Below are 19,454 nucleotides of genomic sequence, written 5' to 3' on the forward strand. Positions count from 1 at the left end.
TTGTATTCATCCTGACTCTTGTGTCTGATTTTTTGAATCATTAATACATTTTACATCAATACATGAATACAATAACACAACAGACAAGTCTTACGCAGAGAGACAGAGCCGTCAACTGGCATCCTTACACACAGATGAAGACCGCAGATACAATCATTCCCATTGTAAAAGGTGAAGGGATTTATCTGTTTGACAATGAAGGCAAGAAATATATGGACGTGGTCTCATCATGGTGGGTAACATTGCACGGGCATTCTCATCCTTATATTGCACAACGTATATTTGAACAGCTTAACACGCTTGAGCAGGTTATTTTTGCAGGTTTTACCCACGAACCCGCTATACAGCTTTCGGAAAACCTATTAAAGCTTTTGCCGGTCAATCAGAAGAAGGTTTTCTATTCTGATAACGGATCCACAGCTGTAGAAGTAGCATTAAAGATGTGCATTCAGTACGCTCATAACCAAGGAAATAAAAAGACCAAGATCCTGGCTTTTAAAAATTCTTATCATGGTGATACCTTTGGAGCTATGTCTGTAAGCGGAAAAAGCTTTTGGACAAAACCGTTTGAGAGTATGCTGTTTGAAGTTGTTTTCATTGATACTCCCAATACTGAAAACCTGAAAGATCTGCAATCACAGATCAGAAATTTGAAAGATGAGGTGGCATGCTTTATTTATGAACCGCTGGTTCAGGGTGCAGCAGGAATGCTAATGTATAATGCGGAAGACCTAAGCAGTTTGATGAAATTCTGTAGAGAACTAGGTGTTCTTATGGTCCAGGATGAGGTTTTCACAGGCTTTGGAAGGACAGGTAAGCTATTTGCTGCCAATTATCTTACCGAACGGCCGGATATCATGTGTTTTTCAAAAGGATTAACGGGAGGAACCATGCCAATGGGAATCACCACATGTTCTGATGAAATTTATAATGCCTTTTGGTCTGACGATAAGCATAAAACCTTATTTCATGGACACTCATTTACAGCAAATCCTTTAGCATGTACCGCTGCTTTGGCAAGCATGGAAATATTACTTAAAGAAGACACTCAAATGAATATCAAACGCATCACCCATCAGCATTCTGAATTTGTAAAATCACTGGCCATACATCCTCAGGTAGAAAACGCCCGTCAGGTTGGAACTATTTTGGCTTTTGATTTTAAAACAGAGTACGGAACATCCTATTTCAATGAAATAGGGAAAAGGCTTTACAATGAATTTTTACAGAGAGGAATCATAATGAGACCATTGGGAAATGTCATCTATCTGGTACCGCCTTACTGTATCACTTCTGAAGAATTAGATTTTGTTTATCAAAATATTATGGAAGTATTAGATCAGTTCAGAAACTAAAATATCCATCAATAATTACAATAAAAGGCCCTAAAAAACACATCATAAGCTCAGCCCATTTCCCCATGAATGAAGTTCAGAAAGGATAGGGCCGAGCTTTTTCCCTTTTTCAGTCAGTTTATAATAAACCTCCGGAGGAAAATTATAAACTTCAATCCGTTCAATAATATGATCGTCCTCCAATTGTTTAAGCTGTTCTGCAAGTACCTTTTTGGATACCCTGGGCATATTCCGCCAAAGTTCTACAAAACGTACCGTATCTTCTTCAAAAAGATTGTGCAGAATCAATGGTTTCCATTTTCCGGAAAGAATATCCAGACTCCGTCTGAGACCACAATTTTTAAACTCCTCGAAATTCATAGTTTACTTTAAAGTATATCGTTAACCTTTTGGTAACCTTCGATTGTTTTCATTCAGTTCACCAATAGCTTTGTACTACAAACTTAAACAAATGAAATTACAATTATGGCGCAATGCAACATTGCTATTGAATATTGACGGAACCTCTATCTTAGTGGATCCAATGCTTGGAGAAAAAGGATCGTTGGGAAAATTTCCTATGACAGATAATGAATTATTGAATCCTTTGGTAGATTTACCTTTCAGCAGAGAAGAATTAATTGAAAAGTTAGATAAAATAGATGCGGTAGCCATTACCCACTTGCATCCGGATCACTGGGATACACAAGCCGTACAACTTATTGATAAAGCTACGCCTATTCTTTGTCCTGAAAGCATTTTAGATCAAATTGCACAACAGGGTTTTCAGAACATTATTCCAATAAATAATCATATCCTATGGAAAGATATTGATATTTCAATCACCAAAGGACAGCACGGAACTGGAGAAATTGGAGAAAAGATGGGAACAGTCAACGGATTTGTTTTTAAAAAAGATAATCTATCTGTTTATATTGTAGGAGACAGTATTTGGTATGATGACATCGCTAAAGAAATCGACAAACATGAACCACAGCATATTATCGTAGCGGGTGGAGCAGCAACTTTTTCAGTAGGGGATCCTATTATCATGACCAGCGAAGATATCCTGAAAGTTTGTGAATATGCTCCTAAAGCAATAGTATGGGTTACCCATTTGGAAGCCGTAAGCCACTGTAAAGAAAACAGAGACTTTATTCAAAGAAAAATGACAGAAAAAGGGCATGAATCCCAATGTTTCATCCTGAAAGATGGAGAAGAGACAGAATTATCTTTTCATTAAAATAAATAAGCCTTATAGACTTTGACATCTATAAGGCTTATTGCTTCATTAATCCTCTACATACTTATTTCTGGCAGCTCTCATTCCAAAATAAAGCATGATCAATACTGCAATACTTAAAAAATAAAATGAAATATTCCAGGAAACATCCCAATCATGAAGCTTTCCAAAGATTGGAGGACCAAATGCTGCAATCAGATAACCTACAGACTGAGCCATTCCCGAAATCTTAACGGCATTGATGCTGCTTTTCGTTCTGGTAGAAAAGAACAAAATGGATAAACTGAAAGACAAACCATTGGAGATTCCTATAATCACTGCATTTACATAGATCCACTGTGCTTTCAGGAAGACAAACATCATGGTACTGGTGAACATCAAGGCACAGATGAATAAAATCAGAATCCTTTGATCTTTCATTTTACTTGCAATGATCGGACAACAGAACGTTACCGGAATCATGGTAATCTGAATAACAAATAAAACCCATCCTGCACTTTCGCCTGGCATATTATAGTCGGTAAGAAATGAAGGCAGCCAAGCCACCATACAATAATAGAACAATGACTGTAACCCCATAAAGACACTGATATTCCATGCCTGTGCAGACTTAAACATATTAAAATCAGAAGTTCCCATTGCAGGCTTTGGCTGTCCGGAATTCTTTTTATTAAATATCATTTCCAGTGTTAAGACAAAAAATCCCAAGGCCGCAATGACCAACCAGATTCCCAAAGAGCCTCGCCATCCAAATCCCGTCCATTCTCCAATCCTAACGCTAAACCCTGAAGCTAGAGCAGCCGTAAGATTCATGGCCACTGCAAAAATCCCCGTCATCAAGCCAATCTGCTTTGGGAAATTATTCTTAACATATCCTGGAGTCACTACATTTCCAATACAAATTCCTAATCCGATAAACACAGATCCAATGAATAACAGTATAAGAGATCCGGAAATCCTTAGGAACAATCCAAAACTTAAAATAATCAATGAATACATCAATAGTTTGCTGATACCCAGCTTATTCGAAAACCGACTAACCAAAACGGAACAAACGGCAAACATAAAAAGTGGAATAGAGGTAAGCAGACTAACCTGAAAATTATCCAGTTTTAAAGCCTCTCTCACATCCCCAAGAACAGGAGAAACGGCAACAATAGGCGACCGAAGATTACTGGAGATCAGGATAACCACCAATACATTCAGGATCATTAAAACATAAGAAGCGTTTTTTCTTACTTCGTTCTTCATCATGATAATAACTTTTGTACAAAATTAGTACAGTAATTTTGTTTAATTTTGCCAAAGTTTTAACCTAAAACGACATGAATGCCAACGACAGCATAAAAATAGATGAACTGAACAAACCCTATTTTGTATGGTTTGAGGAAAACTGGATTCACGATGATGTTCTTCATCAGCATAAGAAAGGCCAGTTGGTTTATGTGGAAAGTGGATTTCAGTACATCACCATTGAAGAAAAAATCTACCTTCTTCCTCAAAATCATGCGGTTTGGATCCCTTCAAATGTCATTCATAAAACCAATTCCCATTCTGAAAAGATCAAGCTGATGATTATGTTTGCAGAAACAGATAATAGGAATTCTTTTTACGATGAGGTGAACGTATTTTCTGTTCCTCCAGTTCTAAGGGAGATGATAAAATATGCAGAAAGATGGTCCCAGCTCCTAAAAAAAGATCCTGATGAAACGGTATTCTTAAAGGCACTCTTCAATGAACTTCCTCATTTTGTAGAACATTCTCTTAAGCTTCACATTTGTCTTCCAAAAGATAAACGTCTCACTAAGATTATTGAACATCTTCATAATCATTACAATAGAGAAGTCATCATAGAAAATTTAGGAGATATGGCCTTGCTGTCTTCTCGTACGCTGGAACGTATTTTCAAGAAAGAAACCGGGCTAACATTGAGTAAATACCAACAAATGCTTCGCATCATTAAAAGTATGGAACTTCTCAGTTCAGGGAATCTTACCATTTCAGAAATCGCCTATGAAGTAGGGTACAAGAGTGTGCAGGCATACACAAGAAGCTTTCTGTCAGTCATGCAATTCAGGCCTACAGATTTTATGAAAAATATTAATACAAACTCAGCAAAAAGGATTTATTAATTAACAAAAACTCATATATCCCTTTATAGAGAAGCATTTCCGCTATTCAAAACATGAGATATTTCCTATTCAAAAAATTTGAATTATTAATATCAAATCAATAATTATTACATTCAAGAAAACAAAAAGGTCTTCACGAATGAAGACCTTAAAAAAACACAAATGATGAAAAAAAATTATTTCGATCCACAAATATAAGCAAAATTTATATTATGCAGAACATCATATGTGCATTTTTTTTAAAAATTATTTATTTTAATTAAAAATAATTATTCTGTAACATATTTTGATTTTTATTAATATTTTGAAATTTATTAATTTTCATCATAATTCCTGCAATGAAATAATTCCTGCCGGATCTCAAACCCATAATGTAAAATATTCTTTCAACAAGTTTGAAAACATTATTTGCTTTTTGATCTAGATCAAAGTTCTAAGGACGTCAGATTTTTAATTTCGCGGCTTAATATAAAGCTATGGTAGAACTTGAAAAAATCATCTGGATATCCATTATTTTAATCATTATTATTTCCGTGAAAGACAGGTTCAAACTGGCACTTCCTCTCTTGCTTGTGATAGCAGGACTTACTTTAAGTCTCACCCAGCTTGTCCCTTCTATTGATATGAGTCCGGAAATGATTTTCTATGTGGTTCTGCCTCCAATCCTGTTCGATGCAGCCTGGAATACATCTATTCCCGATTTCAAAAAAGAACTTCCTAAAATTTCCGTTTTGGCAATAGGACTGGTCTTTCTTACAACGACCATCATTGCTTTGATTGTTCACAGTATGATACCGGGATTCACCTGGCCTCTTGCCTTTGTTGTAGGGGCTATTGTCTCTCCTCCTGATGCTGTGGCAGCCACCAGTATTACAAAAACACTTCCTCTTCCCCAAAAACTAACGACCATACTTGAAGGAGAGAGTCTATTGAATGATGCGTCTGCCCTTATTGCTTATAAATGTGCGGTTATAGCCATTACCAGTGGGGTATTTTCCTTTTGGAGTGCAGGAATACAATTTGTGAGTAACAGTTTTGGCGGGCTGGTTATTGGGATGATCATGGGCTTTGCTTTTTTACAATTACACAGATACTTTAATGGCAAAAGTAGTGTAGAAACATTTGCCGTGGTGCTTCTTCCTTTTGCAGCTTACAGCCTGGCAGAACATTTAGGGTTTTCTGGAGTACTGGCAGTGGTTATTTTAGGAATGTTCCTTTCATGGAATTCAATTTCACTGTTCAAAACCGAAAGCAGAATGCAGATGAGCCATTTTTGGGATGTTGTGATCTTTGTTTTAAACGGGTTAGTATTTCTGATCCTTGGAATGCAGCTTCCGACAATTATTTCAAATATCCCTATAACTGAAATACCTGTCCTTATTTTTTATGGACTTTTAATTTTTATGATCCTTGTAGTGATAAGGCTGGCTGTACTTTCTTTATTTCCTGTTTTTTCAAATAATGAAACCGAAAAAACAAATGGTTTTCTCACCCAATCCAAAAAAGAATATATCATCCTTTCCTGGTCCGGAATGCGTGGCGTTGTTTCGCTGGCTGCTGCACTGGCATTACCGATCAGGGATAATCATGGGGCTATTATAGAACAAAGAGATACCATACTATTTATATCTTTTGTAGTTATTATTTTCACTTTGTTAATTCAGGGATTAACATTACCCAGATTAATCCGTTTGGTAAAACCTTCTGCACCGGACAAGCAGGAAGAAAAAGACCTTAACAAACTTCTTCTAAAAGAATCTGTTTCATTTTTATATGATTTTGCGCCCGATAATAATATTACAATCAATGCTGTAGAAAGTATGATTAAAAAACTTGAAAGAGAACAGTCTCAGCTGTCAAATAATAATACAGAAAAATCATTATTGCATCACACAGAATGGAAGAAGTCTTATTTTGATCTGGAACTTAAATTGGCGGAATACCAAAGACAATCATTGATAAAAGCTTACCATATGGGAGATTTCACCCTTGAAACCATACGTAAAAAAGAGATGGAACTTGATTTCTGGACAACGACTATTTATCACGAAATAGAAACCATAAATCAGTATTCCGAATAACCATCACTTTGCTTTGCTTTTTTGATCTAAATCAAAGTTTGATGTTTACCAGAAAAGGATATTTGCACCTGAATATTTTAAACAAAATATATGAGTACAACATTAGAAAAAGAACAAATGACAACGAAAAAAATACGTTCTGTATTTACCATTAAAGATAAAAAATTTCTTACCCCTCATCTTATTCGTATTGTATTGGACATTGATGACAATCAGACAGAATTATTAGCCAATGTACAATCCGGATCCAATAATAAAATATTTATCCCGACTGTTACAGAAAAGGATCGTGAACCTATTGTAAGAACCTATACCAACCGTAAAATAGACCTCGAAAATCGTGAATTAATAATAGACTTTGTATCTCATGGAGATAATGGTCCGGCATCAGCATGGGCACTACAAGTTAATAACGGAGATACCCTGGAAGTAGGGATGAAAGAAAGCACAAGACCTTTGGTTCCGGATGCAGACTTTTATCTTCTTGTGGGAGATGCAACAGCATTACCTGTGATCTGTGCAATCCTCGAGCAATTTCCATCGTATGTAACAGCAAAAGTGTTATTGGAAGTACATGAAAAAGAAGATGAAATTATATTGTGTTCCGCTGCCGACATCTCTGTTGAATGGCTTCATAATCCTCAGCCGGAAAAAGGAAGCAGATTAGCAGAACGTGCCCAGCAGGTGGAAATTCCATCAGGTCTACTGAAAAGATATGTTTATATTTCTGCTGAATATAGTACAGTTCGGGACCTGCGCAGTTATTTTAAAGCCATTTTAAACTGGGATCCGAACGGATTGTATGCCTGCTCATACTGGAAAGCCGGACAGGCGGAAAATAGATAGCAATATAGAATAAAAGTAGTAAGCAAAGCCTTTTATCATTAATTTTGCTTACATGCAGGAACTCTTAGCTTCATATATTAAAAATAGAATATCAGTAACGGATAAAGATTTAGAAACTATTCTTTCCTATTTCAACCTTATTCAAATTAAAAAGAATGAAATGCTTCTTGCCAACGGACAAAACAGCCAGCGTACATTTTTCGTGGTGAAAGGCTGCCTCCGTATATTTTTCATCAATGAAGAGGGGCAGGACTCTACACGATATTTTGCATTTGAAAATCAGTTTGCGACAGCACTCACCAGTTTTATAACTTCTGAGCCCTCCGAAGAATTCATTGAGGCAGTGGAGGATTCAGAAGTATATTATATCACTCATAAAAATTTTTATCATCTTCTGGATATTATTCCTCAATGGGAAAAATTTTACAGGATATATCTGGAAACAGCTTATGTTAATAATACGAAAAGGCTAATGTCTTTCCTTGTTCAGGATGCTCTTGAAAAATACCGTCAGCTACTGGATGAAAATCCTGTTGTTGTAAGGAGACTTTCTAATAAAATGGTGGCTTCCTATCTTAATATTTCACAGGAAACCCTGAGCAGACTGAAATCCAGGCTTTGATCTACTATTTATAAGAACAAACTTACTGCACAATAGAGCAAGAGGATTCCCATGATGATATTCACCACTTTGTAGTGCCGGTTCAAAAATTTGTGAAGTTTCTCTCCGGCTACTGCCCAAATCCAGGTAGCCGAGTTTCCGATAAAAGAAAGGATAAAAGCAAAAATAAGAATGACCCATAGTTGCTTGAACTGAGGAAAGATGAAGCTGCTAAATGCTGTTATTCCATAAATAATAATTTTAATATTTACTAGCTGCAATAGAAATCCTTTCCAGAAATTTCCTGCAGAACTGGAAAGGGGTTCATCCTGCTTGAAATCAATCTCAGAAGGCTTTCCGGATATTACAGACCATGCAAGGTAGATAAGATAACCCGCTCCGACATATTTGAGATAATTGAGAAAGAAGCCATACGAATTCAAAAGAAATTCTGTAAAAAAAGCAGTCAATAGCATGACTACTGTAAACCCCGAGTAAATCCCAAAAAGCAATGTTTTACTCTTTTGGTATCCTAATTTCATGCTGCTGTTAAGAGCAAGGATATTATTAGGACCGGGAAGAAGTGCCGTCAGGACACTGTAAATAAAGAATGAGAACCACATATTTTTTTTGACAAAATTAATGAGGTTAAACACTTCAAACAATCGGAAATATTTATACTTTTACTTCGAAAATATTAAAGTATGGATATTCATCAGCTCAGAAGTTTCAAAACCATTGTGGAAAAAGGCAATTTTCAGGATGCTGCGAAAGAACTCAACTATTCTTTATCGGCGATCAGTTATCAGATTCAACAACTAGAAAATGAAGTAAAATTCCCTTTATTTGAGAAAATAGGTAGAAGAATGCTTCCAACAGCACAGTCTTTGAAGCTAATTCCGCACATTAAAAAAATAGAGGAAGAAATAGAGCAGATTAAACAGTTGAATTCAAAAGACAGAAAAATAGAGGGAAACCTCAATATTTCAGTTTCTGACAGTTTGCTAACTTATATTCTGCAGCCTGTCCTCAAGCAATTCATTGAAACAGCTCCTGATGTAAAACTCAAATTAAAGGTGAGAAATTGCTATGAAGTTCAGAAAGAGATTATTCGTAATGATATTGATCTTGGGATTCACTATCAGGTACATGGATATGATGATCAGATTAAAGTAACAGAGCTTTCATCTTTCACAGTAGGAGTTATGGTCTCTCCGGAATTCCTGGACCGGGAAAAAAATTTCGATAAAAAAGATCAAATAAAAGCGTGTTCAGTGATTAATAATGACCCAAATGGTGTTTATCAACAGTATTTCGAAGAATATCTTAAGAAAAAAAATATAAGAACCGGACAAAATATTGAACTCTGGAGTATTGAAGCCATTAAAAAAAGCGTCATGAATAATCTGGGAATCGCGTGTTTACCTCATTTTGTTGTTGAAGAAGAGATTCAAAAAGGGGAAATTGCAGAGATTACTATTAAAGGATTTCAGCGTACTATTACCATGATTACTGCTCATCATTCTAATAAATGGATTAGTCCTGCCATGGAGCTCTTTTTAAAAATTCTTAATCAGCAAATGACTGATACGTCCGAATAAATGGGAGAAATTAAAATAAAATTAACATCAGAGTCTTTTTAAAAAAAATTTAAGCCTTATATTTGCCCTAATGTTAAAATGGTTCTCCATATTATGCTCGATGATGTATGTGCTAGCTACCACCAATGCGGGGGAAGTAATGAAAGTGCCTATGTTTGTGGAACACTTTATGGAATACCACGGAAATTTGTCAGAATTTGTCATGGAACATTATGACAATCACAAAAAAGACTCAGACTGGGATTTAGACCAAAAGCTGCCGTTTATCAATCCACCCATTGTATTAACAGTGCATGCCCAACTTCCGGAACTTACCTTTGAAATCAAAAAACCTAAGGAAATCAAGATTCCTCAGAAAAACAGTATTTATCAGGAAAAGGACTTCTCAAACCTTTACCTTTCCAGAATTTTTCAGCCTCCACGGCTTTCATAATTGATTTTAGATTGAAAATTAATGCTTTAAGTTCTTTACTCGAAGCAGTCAATTCTTATTACTTATCAATAAATCTGTAGCGCTTTATTATTCTGCTTACATTTTGTAATCACAAAACCTTTATTTAAACCATTTACAACGCTGTAATAAGTTTAAAATAATCCAGTATGCAATTCACCTAATAAGAATCAAAGTGAGCTTCATGCGTACAAAACTTATCACTTAAATACCTTAAGTGTATCAATTTTTTTGTGATTCAAGTCCAAGGTTTAAGCAGTATTCAAAGCACTACCGTTAGCAAATAATATATTTTTCATGTTAAACAAAATCATTGAGTTTTCTGTAAAGAATAAGCTCATCATTGCTCTGTTCACCATAGGACTTGTCCTTCTCGGAGTCTATGAAACTACTAAACTTCCCATTGACGCACAGCCTGACATTACCAATAATCAGGTCCAGATTATCACTACAGCACCATCTTACGGAGCCGCAGATATAGAGCGTCTTGTCACATTCCCCATTGAGCAGTCTACCAGTAATATCAGTGGTATTACAGAACTTCGAAGTCTTTCAAGATTTGGGCTTTCATTGGTAACTGTTGTTTTTGATGATAAAACAGATGTGTATTGGGCCAGACAACAGGTTCAGGAGCGTTTACAGCTTGTACAGGACAATATTCCTGCAGGAATTGGGAAACCGGAGCTTGGACCTATTTCCACAGGACTGGGAGAGATCTTCCAATATGTGGTAAGAGCAAAAAAGGGCTATGAAAATGTGTATGACGAAACAGAACTCAGAACCATTCAGGATTGGGTGGTAAGACGTCAGTTACTAGGAACCAAGGGAGTGGCTGATGTCAGCAGCTTCGGTGGAAAACTGAAACAGTATGAAATAGCCATCAACCCAAATAAGCTTCAGGCATTCAACATCAATATCAATGATGTATTTGCCGCTCTGGAAAAAAATAACCAGAATACCGGAGGAGCTTATATTGAGAAGAAAGAAACCGTTCTTTTTATCAGAAGTGAGGGGCTTTTGGGAAGTACAGAAGATATCGGAAGCATTCAGGTTGCAGAAACTAAGGAAGGTATTCCGGTTCACATAAAAGATGTGGCATCCGTAAAGATAGGATATGCAACAAGATATGGTGCTATGACTTATAATGATACCGGAGAGGTATCGGGAGCTATTGTTTTAATGCTTAAAGGCGAAAATGCCAACGAAGTCATTACCAATATCAAGCAGAGACTGGAAAAAATTCAGGAATCCCTGCCTGAGGGTGTTGTTATTGAACCTTTCCTTGACCGTGCTAAAATGGTGAACAATACCATCAGTACTGTAAAGACAAATCTGATGGAAGGTGCATTAATTGTAGTTTTCATTTTGGTTTTATTTTTAGGAAACTTCAGAGCCGGACTATTGGTTGCCTCTGTTATTCCTTTAGCCATGCTATTTGCCATTATCATGATGAACATCTTTGGAGTTGGCGGTAACCTGATGAGTCTCGGAGCCCTGGATTTTGGTCTTATTGTGGATGGCGCAGTGATTATCGTTGAAGCCGTTCTTCATCAGCTCGCTCACAAAAAACACTTCGGAAAAGATAATATGCTGAGCAAAAATGAGATGAACGAGCAGGTTTCAAGCTCTGCTACCAAAATGGTAAACAGTGCTGTTTTCGGGCAAATCATTATCCTGATTGTATACCTTCCGATTTTTACTCTTCAGGGAATTGAGGGAAAAATGTTCAAACCTATGGCCCAAACTGTAGCTTTTGCCTTAATTGGTGCATTTATCCTTTCACTTACCTATATCCCTATGATGAGTTCTCTGGTATTGAGCCGAAAGAAAAAGGAAAAAGACAATATCTCTGACAAAGTAATGACCAAGGTGGAAATAGGACATCAAAAGTTCCTGATGAAAGCTCTTAAATACCAAAAAACAATCATCCTTGGAGTATTGATACTTTTTGCAGGAGCCGTTTTTACCCTTTCCAGAATGGGCGGAGAGTTCATACCGTCACTGGAAGAAGGTGATTTTGCAGTTGAAATGAGAATTCTTCAGGGAAGTAACATTAATGAGACCAAAAAAGTAACCACTCAGGCCTCCAGTATTCTTTTAAAACAGTTTCCTGAAGTACAGAAAATCGTTGTAAAGATAGGAAGTGCCGAAATTCCTACAGAACCAATGCCAATGGATGCTGGGGATATGATTATTGTTTTAAAACCTAAAAAAGAATGGACCTCCGCATCGTCATTTCCGGAGCTGTCTGAAAAGATGAGTAAAGCATTAAGTGTTATTCCGGGGCTAACAACCAGTTTTCAGTTTCCTGTACAGATGCGTTTCAATGAATTAATGACCGGAGCCAGACAAGATATAGTCTGTAAAATTTATGGTGAAGATCTTGACAGTCTTACGACCTACGCCAAAAAACTGGGAAGTGTTATCAATTCAGTAAAAGGAGCTCAGGACCTTTATATAGAACCTGTTGTAGGGGCTCCACAAGTGGTCATTGACTATAACCGTTCAGAATTATCAAGATACAATATTTCTGTAGCAGAAATCAACAGAGTGATCAATATGGCTTTTGCAGGCCAAACGGCAGGAGCTTTATATGAGGGAGAGAAAAAATTCGACATTGTTGTTCGTATGGATAATGAACATAAAAAAGACATTACAAGCATTCAGAATTTATTGGTTCCTACAGCTTCAGGTGAACAGGTTCCTTTATCTCAGCTGGCTAAGGTAGAACTTAAAAACAGTCCGAACCAGATCCAGAGGGAAGATACCAAAAGAAGAATCATTGTTGGTTTCAATGCAAAAGGAAGAGATGTACAGAGTATTGTGGAAGAGCTTCAGCAAAAAGTAAATAAAAATATTAAGTTCTCACCCGGATATACTGTTTCCTATGGTGGAACCTTTGAAAATTTAAATGAAGCTAAAGCAAGACTGGGAATTGCTGTTCCTATTTCTTTGGTGATGATTTTCCTGTTGCTGTTCTTTGCGTTTGGTTCTGTAAAACACAGCTTATTGATCTATACTGCAATTCCTTTATCAGCAATCGGAGGAGTATATTTTCTTGCTTTAAGAGGAATGCCTTTCAGCATCAGTGCAGGGGTTGGGTTCATTGCCCTATTTGGAGTTGCCGTATTGAATGGAATTGTTTTGATATCAGAATTTAACCGATTGAAAAACAACGGGATAACCAACACCAGCAGAATTGTACTCATGGGCACAAGAATCAGACTTCGTCCGGTCTTAATGACTGCTTTTGTAGCTTCTTTAGGCTTTCTTCCTATGGCCATAAGTAACGGAGCAGGAGCAGAAGTGCAGAGACCTTTGGCGACGGTAGTTATTGGCGGGCTGATGCTGGCAACACTTTTAACCTTATTTGTGCTTCCTATTCTCTACGTCTTATTTGAACATATTAATAAAGATAAAATGAAATTCTCTAAAAAAATAAACTATAAAAAGTTATCTGTTTTCTTGCTATTGGTTTCTTTCGGAAGTCTTCAGGCTCAGGAAAACATCACTTTTGAACAAGCTCTGGAAAAAGCAATTCAGCAAAACGGAACCCTTAAAAGTTCAAAATTAATCTCAGATTATCAGGAAAAATTAAAGGCTAGCTATCTTGATCTTCCTCAACTGGAAGTTACCGGAGCAATTGGACAGATTCAGGGAGAAGAAACCGACAACTCATTCGGAATCTCCCAGAAGTTTAGTTTTCCGACAGTTTATTCAAAAAGAAAACAGATGCTGGATGCAGAATGGACAGCAAGTGTTATTAATCAAAACCTTACAAAAACACAGCTTACAAAAGAGGTTACAGATGTTTTTTATAGAATTTTAGTACTACAGGAGAAGAAAAAAGTATTGGAATATATCAGCCAGCTGTACAGCAATTTTGCCAATAAAGCCAGTTTAAGATTAAAAAAAGGTGAAGCCAATATTTTGGAGGAATCAACTGCGGAAATTCAAAAAGAACAGATGCAGGTACAATTGAATTCTCTCGAAAATGACCTGAATATAGCCAAATTACAGCTTCAGTTACTTCTTCAATCTGAAAACACCTACCAACCCGTTGCAGATAAGGCTGTAATGGATGTAGGACTTCAGCTTTCTGAAGAAATGACCAAACAACATCCTCAGCTTCAATATTTGCAACAACAGATCAAAATAGGAGAGGCGGAAGTACAACTTGAAAAAAGCAGACTTCTTCCTGAACTTATGGTAGGGTATACCAACCAAAGCATGAAAAACATTAATAACAACCGTTTTAATTCTGTTCAGGTCGGAGTAGGTATTCCTTTATTCACAAAAGGACAAAGAGCTATGACAAAAGCAGCACAGGCAAAAATTGCCATCTCTGAAAACGAATATCATAGAAAAGAAATTGAACTTAAAAACAGATTGAGACAACAAATCAGCAACTATCTGAATCAACAGAAAATCATTGAAAATTACGAACAAAAACAGCTTCCAAAATCTGAAACCATCCTGAAAACAGCTCAAAAACAAATGGATGTAGGAGAAATTGATTATCTGAACTGGGTAATATTGGTGAATCAGGCTGTAAAAACCAAGGCCGATTACATTGACAGCCTTGAAAAGCTTAACCAGATTGGAGCAGAACTTAATTTCTTAATTTCAAAATAAACAGCATCATGCAATTCAAAAAAATATCAATATACAGCCTTTCCTTATCCCTTATTTTATCTTCATGCTCAGGAAAAAAGGAAGAGGAAAAAACTGTTTACGAGAACACAAAATTTACCAAAGGGGCCGAAAATACGGTACACCTTACAGAAAAGCAAATTCAGTCTGTAGGCTTAACTACCACTTCCATCCAAAACAGAAATATGGAAAAACTGGTACGTCTGAACGGGAAAGCAGAGATTGCCCCTTCCCACATCAGCTCGGTTTCAAGCATTATGGGCGGACATATCAAATCCATCAATGTAATCAATGGAAGCCACTTCAGTAAAGGACAGGTATTGGCCGTTGTAGAAGATCCACAATTCATACAACTTCAGCAGGATTATCTCGTAACCAAGGCACAACTTGAAGCAGCAAGACTCAATTTCAACCGTCAAAAGGACCTTAACACAAGCAAAGCAAGCAGTGACAAAACCATGCAAACTGCTCAGGCAGACTATTCTACACTGAATGCTACATTAAAAGGTCTGGAAGAAAAACTCCGAATTATAGGAATAAATGCCAAAGGATTAAACACTGGAAATATTAGGAGTAAAATCAATATTTATGCACCGTTCAGTGGTTTTGTAAGTAAGATTTTGGTGAATAACGGACAATATATCAACCCTGCAGATACCTTATTTGAGTTGATTAATCCAGCAGGATTTCTTTTAGAATTAAAGATTTTCGAAAATGATGTGAATGATATAAAAGTTGGACAGGAGATTTTAGTCTACAATAATCAGAAACCTGACTTGAAATCCAATGCTAAAATTGTAAGCGTGGTTCCAAGTATTGAAAGTGGAGGCTCTGCAACAGCTGTGGCTAAATTATCTTCCAACAATCCTGAATTTGTAAAAGGAATGTACATCAATGCAGAAGTTAATATCAGCAGTAGATACACCCAAGGACTTCCCAATGAAGCCGTGGTTTCTTTTGAAAATAAAAATTATGTTTTTGAAGATCTTGGAAAATCAAAGTACAAAATGATTCCTGTGGTTACCGGAATTTCAGATGATCAGTTTACAGAAATCGTAAAGGCAGATTTTTTAAAGGATAAAAAAATTGTACAGAAAGGAGCTTACAGCTTGTTGATGATGCTTAAGAACAAAGCAGAGTAGTTCTCCTGACAAATATTTTAAAGCAAAGGTTTTGTTTACTGTAACAGGTAAATAAAACCTTTTTTATTAGATAAGTATTTTCTTGATTCTATGATTATAGAGGAAAAACTTGTGTGTATACTTTTTCTAACAGAACCTATTAAAATTATTTTCATTCTTTTTCATTTTACAGAATAAAGTGATTTTTAGCATATTTTCAAAATTACAAGTATTATTTGATGCATAATTTATTAAAAAATGATATTTTTAGCAGTGAATAGTTTTTAGGAATTTTTAGTTGCATTAAATAAAAAACTTTTATTGAAACATAATGACAACTAAACCGTTACACAATTTTCATATTCCCGTAATGGGATTGGCTTATACTATAGACAGCCCGATCCGCGTTGCACAATATGGAATTTCTTCTGTGATTTCTATTATTGATGATGAAATCCTGGAAAAAATGAAGAACTTCTATACCAAGAAGTTTAATCTGGATTATCTGGGAATATCAACAAAAACAGAGGATTACAGAGCCAAAAGGGTTACTGCTTATCTGGACATGGTAGATGATATCGTGAATGAAAAATTCGAATCTTTCAAACAGGAAATCAGTAAAAATAAAGAAGCATTGAAAGACTTTATGACCATGCTTCCCAATACTTCAGATCTGAAAAACAGTCTTCAAAATCTTATCAGTCAAAAAGATAATTGGGGAGACAGTATTAAAAATTTCATCGAGGCCAATTTAATACCGGGTAGTATTGATGTCAATATCATGACAAAAGTTGATAAGGACAACTATAAGAAAAACGAGCAGCTTCCGGTGATGTACAATGATGCTCATGCCTCACTCCGCGGATTTGCCAATAGTAAATTATCTTCGTCCATGGTTCTTTCTGCCGGGATGAATCCTCGTTTATATAGCTATATGGAAGAATTCGAGGACTTTTTCCCCAATGAAAATGGTATTCTGAAAAAGAAAATCATTCTTAAGGTGAGTGATTTCCGTTCTGCAATGATTCAGGGAAATTTTCTGGCAAAAAAAGGGCTGTGGGTTTCAGAATACAGAATAGAATCGGGATTGAACTGTGGTGGCCACGCTTTCGCTACAGAGGGAATGCTCTTGGGACCTATCATGGAAGAATTCAAGCAGAAAAAAAATGAACTGATACAATCTGCCCATGCATTAATGATCAATGCTTTAGAACAAAAAGGAAAACATCTTGTCTCTAATCCTTTAGAAATGAAAATTACCGTACAGGGCGGCGTTGGAACCTCTGAGGAACACGATTTCTTACTGGCAACCTATGATGTAGACAGTGTAGGATGGGGATCACCGTTTTTATTGGTTCCTGAAGCAACTTCTGTAGATACAGAAACCAGAAATTTACTTTTAAAAGCCAAAGAACAAGATTTTTATCTGAGCCAGATTTCACCACTTGGCGTACCATTCAATACCGTAAAAGGAACTTCTAATGAGCTATTAAAACATCAGAAAGAAGCAAAAGGAAAACACGGAAGTTCATGTCCAAAGAAGCTTTTGGCATTATCCAAAGAATTTTCTCAGGAAGGAACATGTACTGCTTCCAAAAAATATCAGGATATCAAATTAGAAGAACTTTATACACAAAAGGAATTGTTATCTGCGGAAGAATTTGATAAAAGAAAATCTGAAATCACAGATAAGGCCTGCCTGTGTGTAGGACTTGTCAATGCTGCCTACATGGAGCAAGGACTCGAAATTAAAGGTGAAAAACAAGGTGTAGTTATCTGTCCGGGACCGAATATAGCATTCTTTGATAAAGAGGTTTCCCTTTCGGAAATGGTAAAGCACATTTATGGTAACACCAACATTCTTTCAGATATCCAGCGTCCCAATATGTTCATTAATGAACTGAAAATGTATGTTGATTATCTGAAAAAGGAAATTACAGACTCATCCATACAGATTACCCAATCTCAATCCAAAAAATGGAATGCTTTCAAAAAAAATATGCTTGAAGGGATAGAATATTATCACAATCTTTTTAAAACATCATCATTCTTCAGCCAGAAATCACAAACCATCGATCATCAACTGCAAGAATATAAACACATCCTTATAGCTATTGAAATACCTCAGGTTATAAAATAGGAGTACAATATTAAAGTATCAATTGCATTTGTGCAATAATTCAAAAAGGCAGCTTTTATTTAAAGGCTGTCTTTTGTTTATAATACAATCTGAAAAAATATTTCTGTTATAAAATAAACGAGTAAACATGGGCTTTTTCATTTATAATAACTATAGATCGTATGGTTATTTTAAATCTATATCCCGTTTAATATTCCTTACCTTAGAGGTCAGTTAGTAAAATTATTTTTATGGAAAAAAGAAAAATCAAGAACACCGATTTGGAAGTTGCCCCAGTTAATTTTGGAGGTAATGTTTTTGGATGGACCCTAGACGAAAAACAATCGTTTGATATACTGGATCAGTTTACCGAAGCAGGATTCAATTTTATAGATACTGCAGATACTTACTCGTGGTGGGTAAACGGAAAAGGCGGACAATCTGAGGAAATTATCGGAAAATGGATGAAAAGCCGTAATAACCGTAAGGACATCGTACTGGCAACCAAAGTAGGTTCCGAAACAAAGGAACATGGCTTTGATATCAGTAAAAAACATATCCTAAAATCTGTGGATGAGTCCCTGCAAAGGCTTCAGACTGATCATATTGATCTTTATTATACCCATTTTGATGATAACGTTACTCCGGTCGAAGAAACTCTTTCAGCATACGATGAAATCATCAAAGCAGGAAAAGTACGTTATATTGCAGCATCCAACCTTTCTCCGGAACGTTTAAAAGCATCATTCGAAGCTTCTGAAAAGAACAATTTACCTAAATATGTAGCCTTACAGCCTCATTACAATCTATTGGAGAGAGAAGGTTTTGAAAAAAACTATGCTCCATTAGTAGAACAGTTTGATCTGAGTGTCTTCCCATATTGGTCTTTGGCAGCAGGATTTTTAACCGGAAAATACCGTAGTGAATCAGACCTTGCAAAAAGTGCAAGAGGAGAGGGTGTAAGAAAATACTTAAATCCAAAAGGTCTGGATGTGTTAAAAGCATTAGATCAGATAAGTGAAAAATACCATAGCAATCAGGGAACTGTTGCTTTGGCCTGGTTGTTATCAAATCCTTTGATTACAGCCCCAATTGTAAGTGCTACGAGTGCATCACAGCTTGAAACACTTTTCAATGCTCCAAAGCTTATTTTAGACCAAGGAGATATTGATTTGCTTAATAAAGTAAGTCAGTAGTTTACAATTATCATTGTTAGATTAAAAAAAATCCGTTCAAGACTGAACGGATTTTTTAATAAGTATATTTTTATAA

At 36.1% G+C, this 19,454-nt stretch carries 15 protein-coding genes; 12 read left to right on the plus strand and 3 right to left on the minus strand.

Translation table 11 applies throughout. The features are described from left to right. The first annotated feature begins 62 nt into the window (after positions 1-62). Entirely contained in the window at positions 63-1,355 is a 1,293-nt protein-coding gene (gene bioA / locus C1638_RS00525) for an adenosylmethionine--8-amino-7-oxononanoate transaminase (RefSeq protein ID WP_109617231.1), read from the plus strand. A gap of 42 nt (positions 1,356-1,397) precedes the next feature. Here the strand turns inward: bioA and C1638_RS00530 are convergent, their stop codons facing one another. Further along, a complete protein-coding gene (locus C1638_RS00530) occupies positions 1,398-1,715 on the minus strand; it encodes a winged helix-turn-helix transcriptional regulator (RefSeq protein WP_109617233.1) in 318 nt (105 codons plus the stop codon). Positions 1,716-1,806: 91 nt separating this feature from the next. Between C1638_RS00530 and C1638_RS00535 the strand changes: the two genes are divergently transcribed. Then, positions 1,807-2,577 (plus strand): MBL fold metallo-hydrolase, encoded by a 771-nt coding sequence (locus C1638_RS00535; protein WP_109617235.1) that lies wholly within the window; start codon positions 1,807-1,809, stop codon positions 2,575-2,577. 48 nt (positions 2,578-2,625) lie between these two features. Here C1638_RS00535 and C1638_RS00540 read toward each other — a convergent pair whose 3' ends face one another. Further along, on the minus strand, positions 2,626-3,831 hold the full coding sequence (locus C1638_RS00540; RefSeq protein ID WP_228427957.1) for a CynX/NimT family MFS transporter: 1,206 nt from the start codon (positions 3,829-3,831) through the stop codon (positions 2,626-2,628). A gap of 71 nt (positions 3,832-3,902) precedes the next feature. Between C1638_RS00540 and C1638_RS00545 the strand changes: the two genes are divergently transcribed. The 4 genes from C1638_RS00545 to C1638_RS00560 all read left to right on the plus strand — a co-directional run bounded on the left by C1638_RS00545 (position 3,903) and on the right by C1638_RS00560 (position 8,258). Next, entirely contained in the window at positions 3,903-4,709 is an 807-nt protein-coding gene (locus C1638_RS00545) for a helix-turn-helix domain-containing protein (protein ID WP_109617239.1), read from the plus strand. A 476-nt stretch (positions 4,710-5,185) separates the two neighbouring features. After that, positions 5,186-6,790, plus strand: coding sequence for a Na+/H+ antiporter (locus tag C1638_RS00550; RefSeq protein WP_109617241.1), 1,605 nt, complete (start codon positions 5,186-5,188; stop codon positions 6,788-6,790). Positions 6,791-6,880: 90 nt separating this feature from the next. Next, complete coding sequence (locus C1638_RS00555) at positions 6,881-7,636, plus strand: siderophore-interacting protein (protein WP_228427959.1); 756 nt, start codon at positions 6,881-6,883, stop codon at positions 7,634-7,636. A 52-nt stretch (positions 7,637-7,688) separates the two neighbouring features. After that, complete coding sequence (locus C1638_RS00560; RefSeq protein ID WP_109617244.1) at positions 7,689-8,258, plus strand: Crp/Fnr family transcriptional regulator; 570 nt, start codon at positions 7,689-7,691, stop codon at positions 8,256-8,258. 8 nt (positions 8,259-8,266) lie between these two features. Here the strand turns inward: C1638_RS00560 and C1638_RS00565 are convergent, their stop codons facing one another. Then, positions 8,267-8,860 carry a LysE family transporter gene (locus C1638_RS00565; RefSeq protein WP_109617246.1) on the minus strand — a complete coding sequence of 198 codons (594 nt, stop codon included), beginning with the start codon at positions 8,858-8,860 and terminating at the stop codon, positions 8,267-8,269. 81 nt (positions 8,861-8,941) lie between these two features. Between C1638_RS00565 and C1638_RS00570 the strand changes: the two genes are divergently transcribed. The 6 genes from C1638_RS00570 (at position 8,942) to C1638_RS00595 (ending at position 19,378) form a co-directional block, all read left to right on the plus strand. Further along, positions 8,942-9,838, plus strand: coding sequence for a LysR family transcriptional regulator (locus tag C1638_RS00570; RefSeq protein WP_109617248.1), 897 nt, complete (start codon positions 8,942-8,944; stop codon positions 9,836-9,838). A gap of 100 nt (positions 9,839-9,938) precedes the next feature. Further along, positions 9,939-10,271 (plus strand): hypothetical protein, encoded by a 333-nt coding sequence (locus tag C1638_RS00575; protein ID WP_106915643.1) that lies wholly within the window; start codon positions 9,939-9,941, stop codon positions 10,269-10,271. A gap of 315 nt (positions 10,272-10,586) precedes the next feature. Further along, a complete protein-coding gene (locus C1638_RS00580; protein WP_109617250.1) occupies positions 10,587-14,924 on the plus strand; it encodes a CusA/CzcA family heavy metal efflux RND transporter in 4,338 nt (1,445 codons plus the stop codon). An 8-nt stretch (positions 14,925-14,932) separates the two neighbouring features. Continuing rightward, on the plus strand, positions 14,933-16,084 hold the full coding sequence (locus tag C1638_RS00585; RefSeq protein ID WP_109617252.1) for an efflux RND transporter periplasmic adaptor subunit: 1,152 nt from the start codon (positions 14,933-14,935) through the stop codon (positions 16,082-16,084). A 310-nt stretch (positions 16,085-16,394) separates the two neighbouring features. Beyond that, entirely contained in the window at positions 16,395-18,203 is a 1,809-nt protein-coding gene (locus C1638_RS00590; RefSeq protein WP_109617254.1) for a hypothetical protein, read from the plus strand. A gap of 230 nt (positions 18,204-18,433) precedes the next feature. Continuing rightward, positions 18,434-19,378, plus strand: a complete 945-nt coding sequence (locus C1638_RS00595; RefSeq protein ID WP_109617256.1) for an aldo/keto reductase — start codon at positions 18,434-18,436, stop codon at positions 19,376-19,378. Positions 19,379-19,454 lie beyond the last annotated feature (76 nt).

The sequence above is a fragment of the Chryseobacterium oncorhynchi genome (genome assembly GCF_002899895.1).
Taxonomy (GTDB): Bacteria; Bacteroidota; Bacteroidia; order Flavobacteriales; family Weeksellaceae; genus Chryseobacterium; species Chryseobacterium oncorhynchi.